This window comes from Larkinella soli (assembly GCF_003703975.1).
Classification (GTDB): Bacteria; Bacteroidota; Bacteroidia; order Cytophagales; family Spirosomataceae; genus Larkinella; species Larkinella soli.
In genome coordinates, this window is the sequence record NZ_QTJY01000001.1 from 718,792 (window position 1) to 734,341 (window position 15,550).

A 15,550-nucleotide genomic window follows, 5' to 3' on the forward strand; every position below is an offset into this window, starting at 1 on the left:
GATGGAAAGCATCCGGAACTTTCAAACTTTTCAGGATTATCTGCGTGAAAAGCAGGTGTTTGATCGTTTTGGCCTTTCCCGAATCGGAGTTTTTGGTTCTTTTGCTCGTGGTGAAGCCTTTCGGGACATCGACCTGCTGATCGAAGACGACGTACCTTATAAAAAGTTGATCCAGCTTCGGGATGATTTGCAGCAGGACCTTGGAGTTCAGGTCGATATCATGCTGAAACCATTTGCCGAACCCATCATTCTGAATCGGGCCCTGAAAGATATCCGGTATGCGACAAGACAGTAAAAACGATCTTGTCTATTGCCTGAGAGTCCTGGAAGCCATTGGTAAGATTCGTCTCTATGCAAAGGATTTTGAGGACCCCTATTCGTTTTTTCAGGCAAATGATCAAAAAGAATTCAACGCCTGCCTTCTGCAGCTGATCCACATCGGTGAGCAGTCTAACCGGATCAGTGAGGCCACCAAAGGCAGATACCGTGAAATACCCTGGAACCAGATTCGGGGCTTCAGAAACCTGATTGCTCATGATTATGTCGGCATCGATAAATTGATCGTATTCGACCTGATTCGATTTCATCTGGATGAACTGAGGCAGTCAATGGCCCACCTGATCCGGACGGAGGTGCAGCGGGGGAGAGTTTTCAGAAAAGGAATTCGATCTGTCGAAAAATAGCGAGTTCTACAAGCATATTGATTTTAAATGAATTATCTAACAATGGATCTTTTACGTTTTATAACGGCCGGCAGTGTGGACGACGGCAAGAGCACGCTGATCGGACGGCTGCTGTACGATTCCAAATCCATTCTGGCCGACCAGCTGGAGGCCATCGAACGGGCCAGTAAAAGCCGGGACGACGGTGAAATCGATCTGGCCCTGCTGACCGACGGCCTTCGCTCCGAACGCGAGCAGGGAATCACCATCGATGTGGCGTACCGCTATTTTCAGACACCGAAACGGAAATTCATCATCGTCGACGCCCCGGGCCATATCCAGTATACCCGTAACATGGTGACGGGCGCTTCCAATTGCCAGCTTGCCATCGTTCTGGTCGATGCCCGCCATGGGGTGGTCGAACAGACCCGCCGGCACTCCCTGATTGCCTCTCTCCTCGGCATTCCGCACCTGGTGGTCGCCATCAATAAGATGGACCTGATGGGTTATTCCGAAGACGTCTATTCGAATATCTGCATCCAGTACAACGAACTGGCCCGGAAGCTGAATGTGAAAGAAGTCACCTACATTCCGATGAGCGCCCTGAACGGCGACAATGTGGTGGACAAGTCGGCCAATATGCCGTGGTATGAGGGCGACCCGCTGCTTACCTACCTCGAAAACGTGCAGCTGGATCAGGACGAGAATCTCACCGACGCCCGTTTTCCGGTCCAGTACGTCATCCGGCCCCAAACCGCCGACCTGCACGACTATCGTGGGTACGCCGGAAAAATCACGAGCGGTATTTTCCGCCGGGGAGATGCCGTGACCGTGCTGCCCTCGGGTGAGACTTCGACGATCGACGCCATCGAAATTGCCGAATTTCAGTTTGAGGAAGCCTTTGCGCCCATGTCGGTCGTGCTGCATCTGGCCGACGATGTGGACGTCAGCCGGGGCAATCTGATCGTGAAAAGGGAAAACCAGCCCATCGTCAGCCAGAATGTGGAGGCCATGCTCTGCTGGATGGATACCAAAGAACTCAAAATCGGTAGTAAATACACCCTCCAGCACGGCACGTTCCGGACCCGCTGCGTGATTCGTAACATCGTATACCAGCTGAACGTCAACACCTATGAGGAAACCGAAGGCGTCGAAAGTCTGAAGCTGAACGATATCGCCAAAGTGGTGCTGAAATCCGCCCAGCCGGTCAGTTTCGATCCCTATGCGGTGAACCGGGTCAACGGAGGGGCTATTCTGATCGACGAAACCTCGAACGTAACCGTTGGCGCCCTGATGTTCAGCGGGGAAGCCGAATAACTTCAGGTTATTACGAATAATTAAAAGTAACACCCCGCCCCTAACCATAGGGAACCGTTTAGGGTTTACATTTGTATGTCAATCATACCCCCGAAACGCCGGGCAGACTCCGGCGTTTTCTTCTAAAGAAAAGTCTTTTAATTCCATAGACTTCAATCATTAACAGGAAAGCCTTATGTCTGTGCAATTCACCGAAAACGTCAGTAAAGCCGCCCGTCGGGACATTCTTGAGCTTCAGAGCAAGATCGGCAACTTCGCCAACGGCGAGATGACCGACGAGCATTTCCGGAAGTATCGTCTGGCGCGGGGTGTTTACGGCCAGCGTCAGCCGGGAGTTCAGATGATCCGGATCAAGCTGCCCCACGGCCGTATTACCACTGCCCAACTGGTTCGGATTGCCGATGTTTCGGACAAATACGCCACCGGTAACCTTCACGCCACGACCCGGCAGGACATTCAGCTGCACTTCGTCAAGCTGGGCGACTCCCCTGCCCTCTGGTCCGAACTGGAAGACGTCGGAATTACGCTCCGGGAAGCCTGCGGAAACACGGTCCGGAACGTGACGGGGTCGGCCCTTGCCGGAATCGACCCGGAAGAACCGTTCGACATTACTCCCTATGCACAGGCGGTTTACGAATATTTTCTCCGGAACCCGATCTGCCAGGAAATGGGCCGGAAGTTCAAGATTTCCTTTTCGTCCAGCGAAAGAGACAATGCCTACGGCTATATGCACGACGTGGGGCTGGTTCCGCGCATTCGGGACGGGAAACGCGGCTTCAAGGTCATGCTGGGCGGTGGCCTGGGTGCGCAGCCCTACGCGGCCGAAACCGCTTACGAGTTTCTGGAAGAAGAAAAGATTATCCCGATGATCGAAGGCGTCATTCGGGTCTTCGACCGCTACGGTGAAAGAACCCGGCGTCACAAGGCCCGGATGAAATTTCTGCTTCAGGACATCGGGCTGGAAGAACTCGTCAAACGGGTTCAGGAAGAATATCCGGCCCTGAAAAACAAGACGTACGAAGTCCCGGACATCACTACGGCCGTTCCTGCCGATCTTTCGCAGACATCCGGTGTCGATCCGTTCACGCTCAGCAACGCGGCCGACTACCAGGCCTGGCTGAAAACCAACGTGTTCGAGCAGAAGCAGAAAGGCTGGTATGCCGTTCAGCTCCGTGTGCTGCTGGGGGATATGAAATCGGATACGGCCCGTCAACTGGCCCAGGTTATTAAAAAGTATGCGGCCGACGACATTCGGGTGACCGTCAACCAGGGCTACCTGCTGCGGTTTGTCCGTCCGGAAGACCTCCCGGCAATTCATGCGGAACTGGCTGCCCTCGGTCTGGCCGACCCCGGTTTCGACTCGACCGCCGACATTACGACCTGCCCCGGTACGGACACCTGTAACCTCGCTATTTCGAGCAGTTACGGCATCACCCGGGCGCTGGAAAAAATGATGAAGGCCGATTTTCCGGAACTGATCTACAACAACGACATTAAAATCAAAATCTCCGGCTGTATGAACGGCTGCGGGCAGCACTCGGTCGCCAATATCGGCTTCCACAGCAGTTCGGTGAAAAACGGAGCGCTGGTCTTACCGGCCCTGCAGGTGCTGCTCGGCGGTGGCTTCAACGGAAAAGGGGAAGGGCTGATCGGCGACAAAGTCATCAAAGTCCCGACCAAACGCGGTCCTGAAGCCCTCCGGGTTCTGCTGAACGATTTCGACGCCAATGCGTTCGACGGCGAATATTACAGCGATTACTACGCACGCCAGGGCAAGAATTATTTCTATACCCTGCTGAAACCGCTGGCCGACCTGAAAACGCTGTCGCAGGAAGATTATTCGGACTGGGACCATACGGAGCAGTTCGTGACCGAAATCGGAGTCGGCGAGTGCGCCGGGGTGATGATCGATCTTGTAGCCACCACGCTCACCGAAGCCGAAGATAAACTGAACTGGGCACAGGAAGCCCTGGCCGAAAGCCGCTGGGCCGACGCCATCTACCACGCCTACAACGTCTTCATCACTTCGGCCAAAGCCGCTCTGATGACGAAGGAAGTCTCCACCAATACCCAGCACGGGATCGTCAACGATTTCGATAAGAACTTTATCGGGGAAGGCTTCCATACCGGGGAAGGTGAATTTAAAACGCTGGTTTTCAGCATCAGCAAGAACGAACCGTCCGAAGATTTCGCCCGCGTTTTCGTGGAGAAGGCCGACCGGTTCCTGATCGGCATCCGGGCCTACCGCGAACGCCAGATTGAACTGGAAGGACTTCCTGAACTTCAGGAGCTTACGACTGCCAAAGACAGCTGATTGACGAACCGCAAGGGGAGAAAAAAGAATGAAATTAACATTGGTTGGAGCCGGACCCGGTGATCCGGAATTGATTTCCCTCAAAGGAGTGAAGGCGCTGCAGCAGGCCGACGTGGTCATGTATGACGCTTTGGTGCATCCGGACTTGCTGGATTACTGCCGGCCCGGTGCGCTGAAGGTTTACGTGGGCAAACGGCTGAACGAGTACTCCTGCACCCAGGAGGAAATCAACCCGCTGATCGTTCACTATGCCCGGACGTACGGCCACGTAGTCCGGCTGAAGGGCGGAGATCCATTCGTATTCGGCCGGGGGTATGAAGAACTGGAATTTGCCCGTCGACATGGCATCGAAGTTTCCGTGGTGCCGGGTCTTTCGAGCAGTTATTCGGTTCCGGCGCTCGCCGGTATTCCCCTGACCACCCGCGGCATCAGCGAAAGTTTCTGGGTGGTTACCGGGACGACCAAAACCGGACACCTTTCGTCCGACCTGCAACTGGCGGCCCAATCGACGGCGACGGTGGTCATTTTGATGGGAATGCACAAACTTGCGGAAATCATGCAGGTCTTCGGCGAATGCGGCAAGGGCGAAACGGCGGTTGCCATCATTCAGAACGGCTCCCTGAGTGAAGAACAGGTAGTGACCGGCCAGGTGACCACGATCGTCGACCGCGTGGCCGATGCCGGCATCGGCTCGCCGGCCATTATCGTCGTCGGAGAAGTCGCGCGCCTTCGGGAAGCCTCGCTGGAAGCCATTCAGGACGCCGTCAAACTGGACTGATCCCCAGCGAAACCGGATGAACACGCTCTTTCCGATTTTCGTCAAGATTGAAAACCTCCGGACCCTGGTGGTGGGAGGTGGCTACGTGGGCCTCGAAAAACTCAACGCCCTGCTTTCCAATGGCCCGGCGGCTCCGGTTACGCTGACCGCTCCCGAAATCCGGGACGAAATTGTGGAAATGGCCGGAGCGCATCCCCACGTTCAGTTACTCTACGAAGCCTACCGACCCGGCCATCTCGAAGGCCACGATCTGGTCATTGTCGCCACCAACGATAAAGCCGTGAACCGGCAGGTGCAGGAAGACTGCAAAGCCCGGAAAATCCTGGTCAATGTGGCCGACACCCCCGACCTCTGTGATTTTTACCTCAGTTCGGTTGTCCGCAAAGGCGACCTGAAAATTGCCGTTTCCACGAACGGCAAATCGCCGACCTTCGCGAAGCGGTTCCGTGAAGTGCTGGAAGAAATTCTGCCCGAATCCCTTCAGGATACCCTCGATAACCTTCAGAGCATCCGCAACCGGTTGAAGGGTGACTTCCAGGAAAAGCTCGAAAAGCTGAATGAGATTACCAGGGTGCTGAAGTAAACTGCCGGTAGCCCGTAAACGTCAGAAAAGGGGATCTTTTCGGAGGATGAAAACATACACCAGACCGGCCAGAACCACGTAGCTCAGAATCAGCCATTTTTTCTTCTGTTCGAATTCGGCCGGATGATGGTGATAATCATAATACATGCCCGCCGACAGGCCCATCACCATCAGGAAGAAAGAGAAGATTCCGCAGTCGGTCCGATAACTGTTGACATCCTGCAGAAAACGGGCGCCCATCAGGATGTAGAACAACCAGCAACCGAAGCCTGCCCGGTAAAGGTAGACGCTCATCCGCCGGTCGTTTTTAAGGTCAAAAAGATTATCGGACATGTTCGGCAGGAATTTATTTAGGTGAAATTATGTAATTAACGACAAACATCCAATTATTATTCCTTGAATCACAGAACCATGCAACCTGAATCACCTGCCGCTACCCCACCGAAAACCAATACCATGAAGGTAGAACTGGCCCGTGTCGACGATGCTTTTCATTTTGAGGCCACGGGTGTTGCCAACGTTCCGGTGCATATCGACGGAGCCGTCGGCATCGGGGGTCATAATGCCGGCGCCCGCCCGATGGAACTGCTGCTGATGGGACTGGCCGGGTGCAGCGCCATCGACGTCGTGCTGATTCTCCAGAAACAGCGCCAGCGGGTGGACGACTTCCGGATTACAGTGGAAGGCCGGCGGCCGGCGGATGTTACCCCCTCCCCTTTTGAGTCCATTCATCTGCATTACTTTTTGAAAGGGGATCTCAGCGAAGATAAAGTCCGGCGGGCCATCGACCTTTCCATGGATAAATACTGCTCGGCTACGGCCCAGCTTCGGCCCAGCTCGGAGATTTCCTACTCGCTTACGGTGGAACCCGCCGATGGGTAAGGATCCCTTTTCCCTGTGTTTCAAAAAATCCCATAGCCGACCTGCCGGGCGTTTCAAACCCTGCGGGTCTTTTTTTGTCGAATGGGAAAACTCGTTTGCGAATTCAGCCTACAGTATCGATTTTTGACTAACTTGATGAGAGCAACGACACCCCATGAAGCAGTATCACGATCTTCTCCGCCATATTCTTGAAAACGGAACCCGAAAAACGGACCGGACCGGCACGGGTACCCTGAGCGTCTTCGGGTATCAGATGCGGTTCGACCTCACGGAAGGCTTCCCGCTGGTGACCACCAAAAAAGTACACCTGAAATCGGTAATCCACGAACTGCTCTGGTTCATTCAGGGCGATACGAACATCAAATACCTGAACGACCACGGCGTCAGCATCTGGGATGAATGGGCCGACGACAACGGCGAACTGGGGCCGGTGTACGGCAAGCAGTGGCGCAGCTGGCAGGCCCCTGACGGACGGACCATCGACCAGCTACAGGATGTGCTGAAACAGTTGAAATACCGGCCGGATTCACGCCGGATGATCGTTTCGGCCTGGAACCCGCCCGATGTTCCCAATATGGCCCTCCCGCCCTGCCACGCGCTGTTCCAGTTTTACGTGGCCGAAAACCGGCTTTCCTGCCAGCTCTACCAGCGCAGTGCCGACGTTTTTCTGGGCGTCCCGTTCAACATCGCATCGTATGCCCTGCTGACGATGATGATCGCGCAGGAATGCGGGTATGAGGCTCATGAATTCATCTGGACCGGTGGAGATACGCACCTGTACCTGAATCATCTGGAGCAGGTGCACCTGCAGCTGTCCCGCGAACCGCGGCCGCTGCCGACCATGGTCCTGAACCCGGCGGTCAAATCAGTTTTCGATTTCAGATACGAGGATTTTTCCCTGAAAAACTACGATCCGTACCCGGCCATCAAGGCGCCGGTGGCGGTTTAATCCGGAAGAAAAAGAAGAAAGGGGATCGGGTAGGTGCCAGTTTCGGTGGCCGCTTACCCGATCCCCTTTTTGGATCTTTTCCTTTATGAATTACAGTTGTTTCTGCCGTAACCGCTCATACTCCCTTTCGGCCAGATTCTTCTCGTTGAAGCCGTGATAAACGCTGAAATAATGAGAAATCAGACCGATCCCCCACCCGAGTGTCGACCAGATGGGCCATGGATACTGGCCCCAGTTTTCCCGAAATACCAATAGCATAATCAACCAAATCAACCAAAGCACACCATTGACAAAAACATAGGTTCGCAGGTGCATTTTGAAGCCGGCACGAGCTTTCGCCTGTTTCCAGAGATGGGGGTCACGTGTATCCATGTAAAGGGTTACAATTGTTGGAAAGTTAAGTTAGTGACATTCCGAACATTATCCATAATTTATCCGCTTTTTCTTTTGTAGGGCCGCCCTTTGCCCGCTTTTCCCGGCGAAGAAAGTATGCCCCGGATATGCTATCTTGCCTCAAAAAGCTGAACCGTTTCCCATGACCAATACCGAAATCGTCGACATCCTGGAACTGACCGCCAAACTGATGGAACTGCATGATCAGGATGCCTTCAAAACGAAGGCGTTTCAGGCGGCCGCTTTCAACCTCGACAAATCCACCGAAGACCTGACCCGGCTTTCCTTTCCGCAACTGATCCAGCTGCCGGGCGTGGGCAAGGCGGTGGCCGGCCGCATTCAGGAGATCCTCGAAACCGGAAGGCTGAAGGACCTGGACGACCTGCTGGCCCAAACCCCGGAAGGCGTTCTGGAGATGTTCCGGATCAAGGGGCTCGGGGCCCGAAAAATCAAGGTGATCTGGCACGAACTGGGCCTCGACAACCTCCGCGACCTGCGGCTGGCCTGCGAGAAAGGGGAAATCGCGAAAATCAAGGGATTCGGGGAGAAAACCCAGCAGGCCATTCTTGAATCGCTGGTATTTCTGGAACATCAGTCGGGCAAGGTGCGGATGGACAAGGCCAAGGCCCTGGCCGACCTGCTGTTCGACGAACTCGAAAAGGAATTCAGCCGGGTGGAGATCACCGGCCAGGTCCGACGGAAGATGGAGGAAGTCGATACCGTTCAGTTTGTGGTCAGCACGTCCAACGCGCCGGCGGCCCTCAATTACCTGAATTCCCTTCCCTACCTGGAGCAGAACGAAATCGAATCGTCGCCCTTCATCTGGCGGGGTACGGCCAACGGCTACGACATCGGCATCGAAATCATCACCACCCCGCCGGATGCCTTCACGTCCCGGTATTTTATCCGTTCCGCTGCGGAAGACCACCTGACCACCCCCGGATCGAACGGGGTCACCCTGCTTCAGACGGCCCTGACCTATCCGGCCGAATCCGAGGAAGCCATCTATCAGCGGGCCGGGCTGCCCTATGTGGTTCCCGAAATGCGGGAAGGGTTGTTCGAATTCGACTGGGCCCGCCATCACCAGCCCAACGACCTCATCACCTGGGACGGCCTGCGCGGCATCCTGCATAACCACAGCACCTACTCCGACGGCAAACATACCCTCGAACAAATGGCGGGCTACTGCCGGGAACTGGGTTTCCAGTATTTCGGCATTGCCGACCACTCCCAGACCGCTACCTATGCCAAGGGCCTTGCTCCCATCCGGGTCCGGCAGCAGCAGGAGGAAATCGACCGCCTGAACGGGCAGTTCGGCGGCTCCTTCCGCATCTTCAAGGGAATCGAATCCGATATTCTCGGCGACGGGTCGCTGGACTATGACGAGGAGATCCTGGCGTCCTTCGATTACGTGGTGGCTTCCGTACACCAGAACCTGAATATGAGCGAGGAGAAAGCCACCGCCCGCCTTCTGAAGGCCATCGAAAATCCGTTCACCACCATTCTGGGCCACCCGACCGGTCGCCTGCTGCTGGCCCGTTCCGGCTACCCGATTGATTACAAGGCGGTGATCGATGCCTGCGCCGATCACGGGGTGGTCATTGAAATCAATGCCAGCCCCTGGCGGCTCGACCTCGACTGGCGCTGGTTCCAGTATGCCCTCAACCGGGGCGTCATGCTCAGCATCAACCCGGATGCCCACGAAATGGCCGGTTTCCACGACATGCACTACGGCGTGGCGATGGGCCGAAAAGGGGGCCTGACGCGGGAAATGACCTTTAACGCTCTCTCCCTTGCCGACATGGAAGCGTACCTTCAGGCCAGAAAGAGCCGTCGGCTCTCAGCGAGTGGGGTTTAACACCTGCCGGATAGAAACAAACGAAGTAAAAAGTTTCAACTATATTCGTAATTGTTCATATAATATTCGATATTTAGCCCTCATTCCTGAACCCTGACGACCTGATATTCATGCGTTTACTGTACCTGGCTTTTCTGTGCAGTTGGTTTTGTCATTTCCCTGCGTTTGCGCAACCCAAATCCGATACGGACTCCTACTCGCTGACCGGCTATATCCGGCAGGCCGGCACCAACCAGCCCATCCAGGGAGCCAACGTGTTCATCATCGAAAACCGGAGGGGCGTTACGACCGGCCGCGACGGTTTTTTTGTAATTCCGTTGCCCTCAGGCACCTACACCGTCAAGTTCTCCCATATCGGGTTCCGGCCCCAGACCGTCTCCATCACCCTCAACCGGACGCAGTTAAGGGAGATTTATCTGGAAGACGATTCGAAAGATCTTGAAGAAGTCGTCGTGACGACCGAATCGCCCGACCGGAACGTTCGAAAGGTAGAATTGGGCGTTACGCAGCTCAGTATCAAAAACATCAAGCGAATCCCGGCATTCATGGGCGAGGCCGACGTGGTTCGGAGCCTGCTGCTGCTGCCGGGCGTCACCACGGTCGGTGAAGGGTCGCCGGGCATCAACGTCCGGGGCGGCAGCACCGACCAGAATCTGGTGCTGATGGACGATGCTCCGGTTTTCAACTCCAGCCACCTCATGGGTTTCTTCTCGGTGTTCAACCCCGACGTGGTGCGGGATGTAACGCTGAACCGGGGCGGCATCCCGGCCGGGTACGGCGGGCGGGCCTCCTCCGTTCTCGACATCCGGGTAAAGGAGCCGGAAGGGGAAAAATGGTCGGTCAACGGCGGCATCGGCATCGTTGCCAGCCGGCTCGGCATCGAGGGGCCGGTGATTTCCAAAAAAGTCACCTTTCTGCTGGCAGGCCGGGCTTCATTCAACGATTTTCTGTTCAAACTGGCCCCGAAAAGCATTCGGGATACCAAAGCCAGCTTTTACGACGTAACGACCAAACTGAAGTTTCAGCCCAACGAGCACCATACGGTCACATTTACGGGTTACACGAGCATGGATGCCTTTAAACTGGCCTCCGATTCCCTTTCCACGGTGGAAGTGAATGCCTCCTCGACCCGGTTCGAATACGGCACCCTGAACGGAACGCTCAAATGGAATTACTTCATCAACAACCGGTTCAACCTGACCACCACGGCCGTCTGGGCCCGATACCGGCCCGAATCGTCGTCGGCGGATTCGGCCAACGCCTTCCGGCTGACCTCGGAAGTGCTGCAACGTCAGTTAAAAACCGACCTCACCTTTGCCCTGAACGAAAACCACCAGTTTCAGAGTGGTGTCAGTCTGATCGATTATTATGTTCAGCCTAACAGGCTGATCCCCGGTTTTCAGTCCAACGTCCTGCCCAAAATCCTGCCTGAGGAGCGGGCCTACGAACTGGCGGCCTACTTCCAGGACGAATGGCGTCTGAACGATGCCGTGTCGGTGATGCTCGGCCTGCGGTATTCCCGGCTCATGAACCGGGGTCCGGCCGAAGTGGCGATCTATCAGGAAGGGGTTCCGCGCGAGCCGGAAACGGCCACGTCCTCCAGCAATTATGAAAAAGGCCGGATCTATCACCAGACGGGCGGCTTCGAACCCCGGCTGGCGGTGCGCTGGAGCCTGTCGGACGGGCAGTCGGTCAAGATAGGATATAACCGCCTGCGTCAGTATATTCACCAGATCACCAATACCACGGCGGCTTTACCGGTTTCCCGCTGGAAGCTGAGCGACCCGTTCATCAAACCGCAGATCGCCGATCAGTGGTCGGTCGGATATTTCCGCAATACGAACGAAAACGCCTTCGAGACGTCGGCCGAAGTGTACTATAAAACCCTGCAGAATGCCGTCGATTACAAGGACGGCGCCGACCTGCTGCTGAGCGAGACCCCGGAAACCGACCTCCTCCAGGGCAAGGGGATCGCCTACGGTCTGGAAACGCAGTTCCGGAAAAACAAAGGCCACTGGATCGGCTGGATCAGCTATACCTACTCACGGTCGCTGATGTCCATCAACGGCCCGTTTCCGGAAGAACGGGTCAACAACGGAAAATGGTATCCGGCTAATTTCGACAAGCCGCACACCTTCAACGCCATGACGACTTTTCGGCCCAACGGCTGGGTGAATATTTCCTTCAATTTCACCTACAGCACCGGCCGGCCCGTAACGCAGCCCTACGCCCGCGCCCGCGTCAACGGCATCATCGTCCCGATCTACGTCAACCGGAACCAGCAGCGCATTCCGGACTATCACCGTCTGGATTTCGCGGTGGAGTTCAACCAGAACCCGGCCAAAAAACACCGGTGGCAGAGCAGCTGGGTTTTCTCGATTTATAACGTCTACGCCCGGAAGAACGCCTACTCGGTCTTTTACAAGCTGAACTCGGCTTCGCTGACGGATGCCTATAAACTCTCGGTTTTTGGTTCGGCCTTTCCCTCGCTGACCTACAATTTCAAGTTCTGAGCCGTGAAAAAGCTGCTGGACACCGTGTTCTCCCGTTTAAAAGCCGCCGGCCTGCTAAGCCTGACGCTGGCGGGTTCCTGCATCACGCCCTACAACAGCGAGGTTCAGACCATCGGGCGGGCGCTGGTCGTGGAAGGCATGATTACCGACCGGCCGGGGCCCTACACCGTCCGGCTTTCCCGGACCGCCGACTACAACTACAACGGGCTGAACCTGCTCGAACCGCAGGCCCGGGTCACGCTCTCCGATAATGCCGGCCATCAGGAAGTGCTGACCGAAACCGAATACGGCGTCTACCAGACCCGGGCGGGCGGCATCCAGGGCCAGGCCGGACGAACCTATAAAATCTCGATTCGTACCCGCGACGGAAAAACCTACGAGTCTTCAACGGAACTGCTGAAAGCCGCCCCGCCGATTCAGAAGCTGTATTATGAATACCAGTTTCATCCGCTGGAGTTCACCAACGACAAAAAGAACACCTGGGAGGTCTACCTCGACTCCCGGGACCCGGAGACGCCGGGGGATTATTATCGCTGGAAATGGACCCATTACGAACAGGCGATCGCCTGCTTTCTGAACCCGGACGCGGATATGCTGACCGGTTTTTTCATGGGAGTACCCTGCTGCGGAAACTGCTGGGACATCAGTCAGTGCTACAGCAACTGCATTACCATCAGTTCGGACGCCACCGTCAACGGGAAAGCCTTCACCCGCCAGTATATCCTGAGTGTTCCCTATACCTCCACCTCGACCTACTATGTGGAGGTCGAGCAACAACTGATCAGCGCCGGGGCGTATCGTTTTTTCAAAAGCGTCGATAAACTGGTCAATAATTCGGGCGGGCTGTTCGATTCGGCACCGGCTGCGGTCGGCGGCAACCTGAAAAGCCTATCCAATCCGGGCGAACCGGTCTACGGCTATTTCGGGGCCGCCGGCATAGCTGAAATGGCCCTGAAGGTCGACCGGACGCGGGATGCCGTCGGATTGCCGTTCGGCAAAAAGATCAGTCTGTTTCCGGGTGCCCGCTGTACGCCCTGCGTCGAAAGCCAGTACCGGACCCAGGTCGAACCCCGCTGGTGGAATCAATAACCTGAACCAACCTGTAAACCGAACCGATGAAGCGCGTTTTTCAACTGTTTGTTACCCCTGCCCTGATTTTTATTTTCCTGTTCCTTTCCTGCGTTACGCCTTACAACAGCGAGGTTCAGTCCATCGGGCGGGCGCTGGTCGTGGAGGGTATGATCACGGACCAGCCCGGGCCTTACCTGGTTCGGCTTACCTATACCGCCGACTACACCTATACCGGACTCAATTTACGGGTGACGGGGGCGACGGTCACCATTTCGGATAATACCGGCCTCAGCGAGGTTCTGAAGGAAACCGAAGAGGGCACCTACATCTCCAGCGGAAACGGCCTGCGGGGCATTGCGGGACGGACCTACACCCTGACGATTCGGACCCGTGAGGGAAAACAATACCGCTCCGATCCGGAACTGCTGAAAGCCGCCGTCCCGATCTCTAAAATCTATTCCGAATACGAGTATGATTCGAGGGGCGGCTCTCCCGACAAAAACAACCAGTGGAATGTCTACGTCGATCTGAAAGACCCTGAAACGCCCGGCGACTATTACCGCTGGCAATGGGTTCATTACGAGTTTACGGCCGCCTGCAGCACCGTGGTCCGGCATCCGGTCAACAACCCCCTTCCGGTCTACGACGATTACCCCTGCTGCACGTACTGCTGGGATGTAACCCGGTGTTATGAGTGCCTTACGATCGGGTCGGACGTCAACATCAACGGGCGCTCGCTGAGCCGCCAGCCGGTGGCGGTGGTGCCTTTCACCTCGACGCGTAAATACTACCTTGAGGTCGAGCAGCAGTCGATCAGCAAGGGAGCCTATCTTTTCTTCGCCAGCGTAAAAAAACTGATCAATAACTCGGGCGGGCTGTTCGATACCGCCCCGGCCGCCGTGGTCGGCAACATCCGCAGCCTGAGCAACCCCGACGAGCCGGTCTACGGATACTTCGGGGCGGCCGGAACCACCGTGATGCCGATTTATGTCGACCGGACCAACGCCGTCGGTGCCCCTCAGACGATGCGCCAGTTCGACTTCGGCAACCCGCTCCGTCCGTGCCGTACCTGCGACAACCTCCCCTACCGGACCTCCGTCCAGCCCCGCTGGTGGGAGTGGTAAACGTTTGACCTTACCGGTAAATCGGTTTCCGGAAATGCAGTTTCAACGGCGTTGTTCGTTTTCATGAAAATCTGCCTCCATTGCAGTAATTTTGTGAATTGATGCCAACAAAGCCGTTAAAATTTCTGGTAATCCGGTTTTCGTCGATCGGCGACATCGTCCTGACGACTCCGGTAGTCCGTTGCCTGAAACAGCAGGTGCCGGACGCAGTGGTCCATTTCTGCACCAAAAGGGCCTTTCAGTCGATTGTGGAGAACAACCCCAACATCGACGCCGGTTTTTACCTCGACGGCTCGCTGAACGCCCTGATTCGCCAGCTCCGGGCCGAACGGTACGACTACATCATCGACCTTCATCACAACCTGCGGACGTCGATCATCAAATTCCGGCTGGGCGTTCCTTCCCGCAGTTACGAAAAATTGAACTGGGAGAAGTGGCTTTACGTTCGATTTAAGGTCAACCAGATGCCGCCGGTCCATATCGTGGACCGATACATGGCTACCGTGCAGCCTTTTGGGGTAAAAAACGACGAAAAGGGGCTGGATTATTTCATTCCCTACAAGGATATGGTCGAGCCGGAATGGCTGCCCACCTCCCACCGGAACGGGTTTGTGGCCTATGCCGTGGGCGGGCAGCACGCCACGAAGAAACTTCCGGTGCCGCGAATGATCGAACTCTGCCGGAAAATCAATTATCCGGTAGTTCTGCTGGGCGGAAAGGAAGATTTCGATGCGGGGGAAGCGGTTCGGCTGGAACTCGGCGACCGTAGGATTTACAACGCCTGCGGCAAGTATAACCTGAACCAGTCGGCCTCGCTGCTGCAGCAGTCCACGCTCGTCTTCAGCCACGACACCGGCCTGATGCACATTGCGGCCGCCCTGAAAAAGAAAGTTTATTCCATCTGGGGGAATACGACGCCCCAGCTGGGCATGTACCCCTATAAAACGAGTTTCGTTCTGCTCGAAAAAAACGGTCTGAAGTGCCGTCCCTGTTCCAAAATCGGATACGAACGGTGTCCGCTCGGCCATTTCAAATGCATGAACGAACTGCCCCTGGATTTTGATCTGGTGGAGCTTAGGTTGAAGCAGAAGAAATAAATGAATTGT

Annotated in this window: 15 protein-coding genes; 13 read left to right on the forward strand and 2 right to left on the reverse strand. The window is 55.7% G+C overall.

Features of this window, described 5'->3' with window-relative positions:
• Window position 1 precedes the first annotated feature (1 nt).
• The 6 genes from DX909_RS05025 (at window position 2) to DX909_RS05050 (ending at window position 5,654) form a co-directional block, all read left to right on the forward strand.
• The gene (locus DX909_RS05025; protein WP_128544011.1) at window positions 2-295 is read left to right on the forward strand and encodes a nucleotidyltransferase family protein; all 294 of its coding nucleotides are present in this window, start codon (window positions 2-4) and stop codon (window positions 293-295) included.
• Window positions 279-683: a HepT-like ribonuclease domain-containing protein gene (locus DX909_RS05030; protein ID WP_128544012.1), complete on the forward strand. Its 405-nt coding sequence runs from the start codon at window positions 279-281 to the stop codon at window positions 681-683. Before DX909_RS05025 ends, DX909_RS05030 begins: the two co-directional genes overlap by 17 nt.
• A 42-nt stretch (window positions 684-725) precedes the next feature.
• On the forward strand, window positions 726-1,979 hold the full coding sequence (locus DX909_RS05035; RefSeq protein ID WP_128544013.1) for a sulfate adenylyltransferase subunit 1: 1,254 nt from the start codon (window positions 726-728) through the stop codon (window positions 1,977-1,979).
• A 175-nt stretch (window positions 1,980-2,154) separates the two neighbouring features.
• Window positions 2,155-4,293: a ferredoxin-like domain-containing protein gene (locus DX909_RS05040; RefSeq protein WP_128544014.1), complete on the forward strand. Its 2,139-nt coding sequence runs from the start codon at window positions 2,155-2,157 to the stop codon at window positions 4,291-4,293.
• 28 nt (window positions 4,294-4,321) lie between these two features.
• Window positions 4,322-5,071: a uroporphyrinogen-III C-methyltransferase gene (gene cobA, locus DX909_RS05045; RefSeq protein ID WP_128544015.1), complete on the forward strand. Its 750-nt coding sequence runs from the start codon at window positions 4,322-4,324 to the stop codon at window positions 5,069-5,071.
• A 16-nt stretch (window positions 5,072-5,087) separates the two neighbouring features.
• Window positions 5,088-5,654 carry a precorrin-2 dehydrogenase/sirohydrochlorin ferrochelatase family protein gene (locus DX909_RS05050; protein WP_128544016.1) on the forward strand — a complete coding sequence of 189 codons (567 nt, stop codon included), beginning with the start codon at window positions 5,088-5,090 and terminating at the stop codon, window positions 5,652-5,654.
• Between the two features lie 21 nt (window positions 5,655-5,675).
• On the opposite strand, the gene DX909_RS05055 is transcribed toward DX909_RS05050, so the two are convergent.
• Window positions 5,676-5,987: a hypothetical protein gene (locus tag DX909_RS05055; RefSeq protein WP_128544017.1), complete on the reverse strand. Its 312-nt coding sequence runs from the start codon at window positions 5,985-5,987 to the stop codon at window positions 5,676-5,678.
• Between the two features lie 78 nt (window positions 5,988-6,065).
• On the opposite strand from DX909_RS05055, the gene DX909_RS05060 reads away from it, so the two are divergent.
• Both DX909_RS05060 and DX909_RS05065 read left to right on the forward strand, forming a co-directional pair.
• Window positions 6,066-6,536 (forward strand): OsmC family protein, encoded by a 471-nt coding sequence (locus DX909_RS05060; protein WP_229310957.1) that lies wholly within the window; start codon window positions 6,066-6,068, stop codon window positions 6,534-6,536.
• Window positions 6,537-6,690: 154 nt separating this feature from the next.
• Window positions 6,691-7,485: a thymidylate synthase gene (locus DX909_RS05065; RefSeq protein ID WP_128544018.1), complete on the forward strand. Its 795-nt coding sequence runs from the start codon at window positions 6,691-6,693 to the stop codon at window positions 7,483-7,485.
• A gap of 90 nt (window positions 7,486-7,575) precedes the next feature.
• Here the strand turns inward: DX909_RS05065 and DX909_RS05070 are convergent, their stop codons facing one another.
• Window positions 7,576-7,857: a 2TM domain-containing protein gene (locus DX909_RS05070; protein WP_128544019.1), complete on the reverse strand. Its 282-nt coding sequence runs from the start codon at window positions 7,855-7,857 to the stop codon at window positions 7,576-7,578.
• A gap of 163 nt (window positions 7,858-8,020) precedes the next feature.
• On the opposite strand from DX909_RS05070, the gene DX909_RS05075 reads away from it, so the two are divergent.
• From DX909_RS05075 to DX909_RS05095, 5 genes are all read left to right on the forward strand, one after another.
• On the forward strand, window positions 8,021-9,736 hold the full coding sequence (locus DX909_RS05075) for a helix-hairpin-helix domain-containing protein (protein ID WP_128544020.1): 1,716 nt from the start codon (window positions 8,021-8,023) through the stop codon (window positions 9,734-9,736).
• Between the two features lie 110 nt (window positions 9,737-9,846).
• Complete coding sequence (locus tag DX909_RS05080; protein ID WP_128544021.1) at window positions 9,847-12,249, forward strand: TonB-dependent receptor; 2,403 nt, start codon at window positions 9,847-9,849, stop codon at window positions 12,247-12,249.
• Window positions 12,250-12,252: 3 nt separating this feature from the next.
• Window positions 12,253-13,338, forward strand: a complete 1,086-nt coding sequence (locus DX909_RS05085) for a DUF4249 domain-containing protein (protein ID WP_128544022.1) — start codon at window positions 12,253-12,255, stop codon at window positions 13,336-13,338.
• Window positions 13,339-13,364: 26 nt separating this feature from the next.
• Window positions 13,365-14,444 carry a DUF4249 domain-containing protein gene (locus DX909_RS05090; protein ID WP_128544023.1) on the forward strand — a complete coding sequence of 360 codons (1,080 nt, stop codon included), beginning with the start codon at window positions 13,365-13,367 and terminating at the stop codon, window positions 14,442-14,444.
• Window positions 14,445-14,545: 101 nt separating this feature from the next.
• Complete coding sequence (locus DX909_RS05095) at window positions 14,546-15,541, forward strand: glycosyltransferase family 9 protein (protein ID WP_128544024.1); 996 nt, start codon at window positions 14,546-14,548, stop codon at window positions 15,539-15,541.
• Window positions 15,542-15,550: the final 9 nt, after the last annotated feature.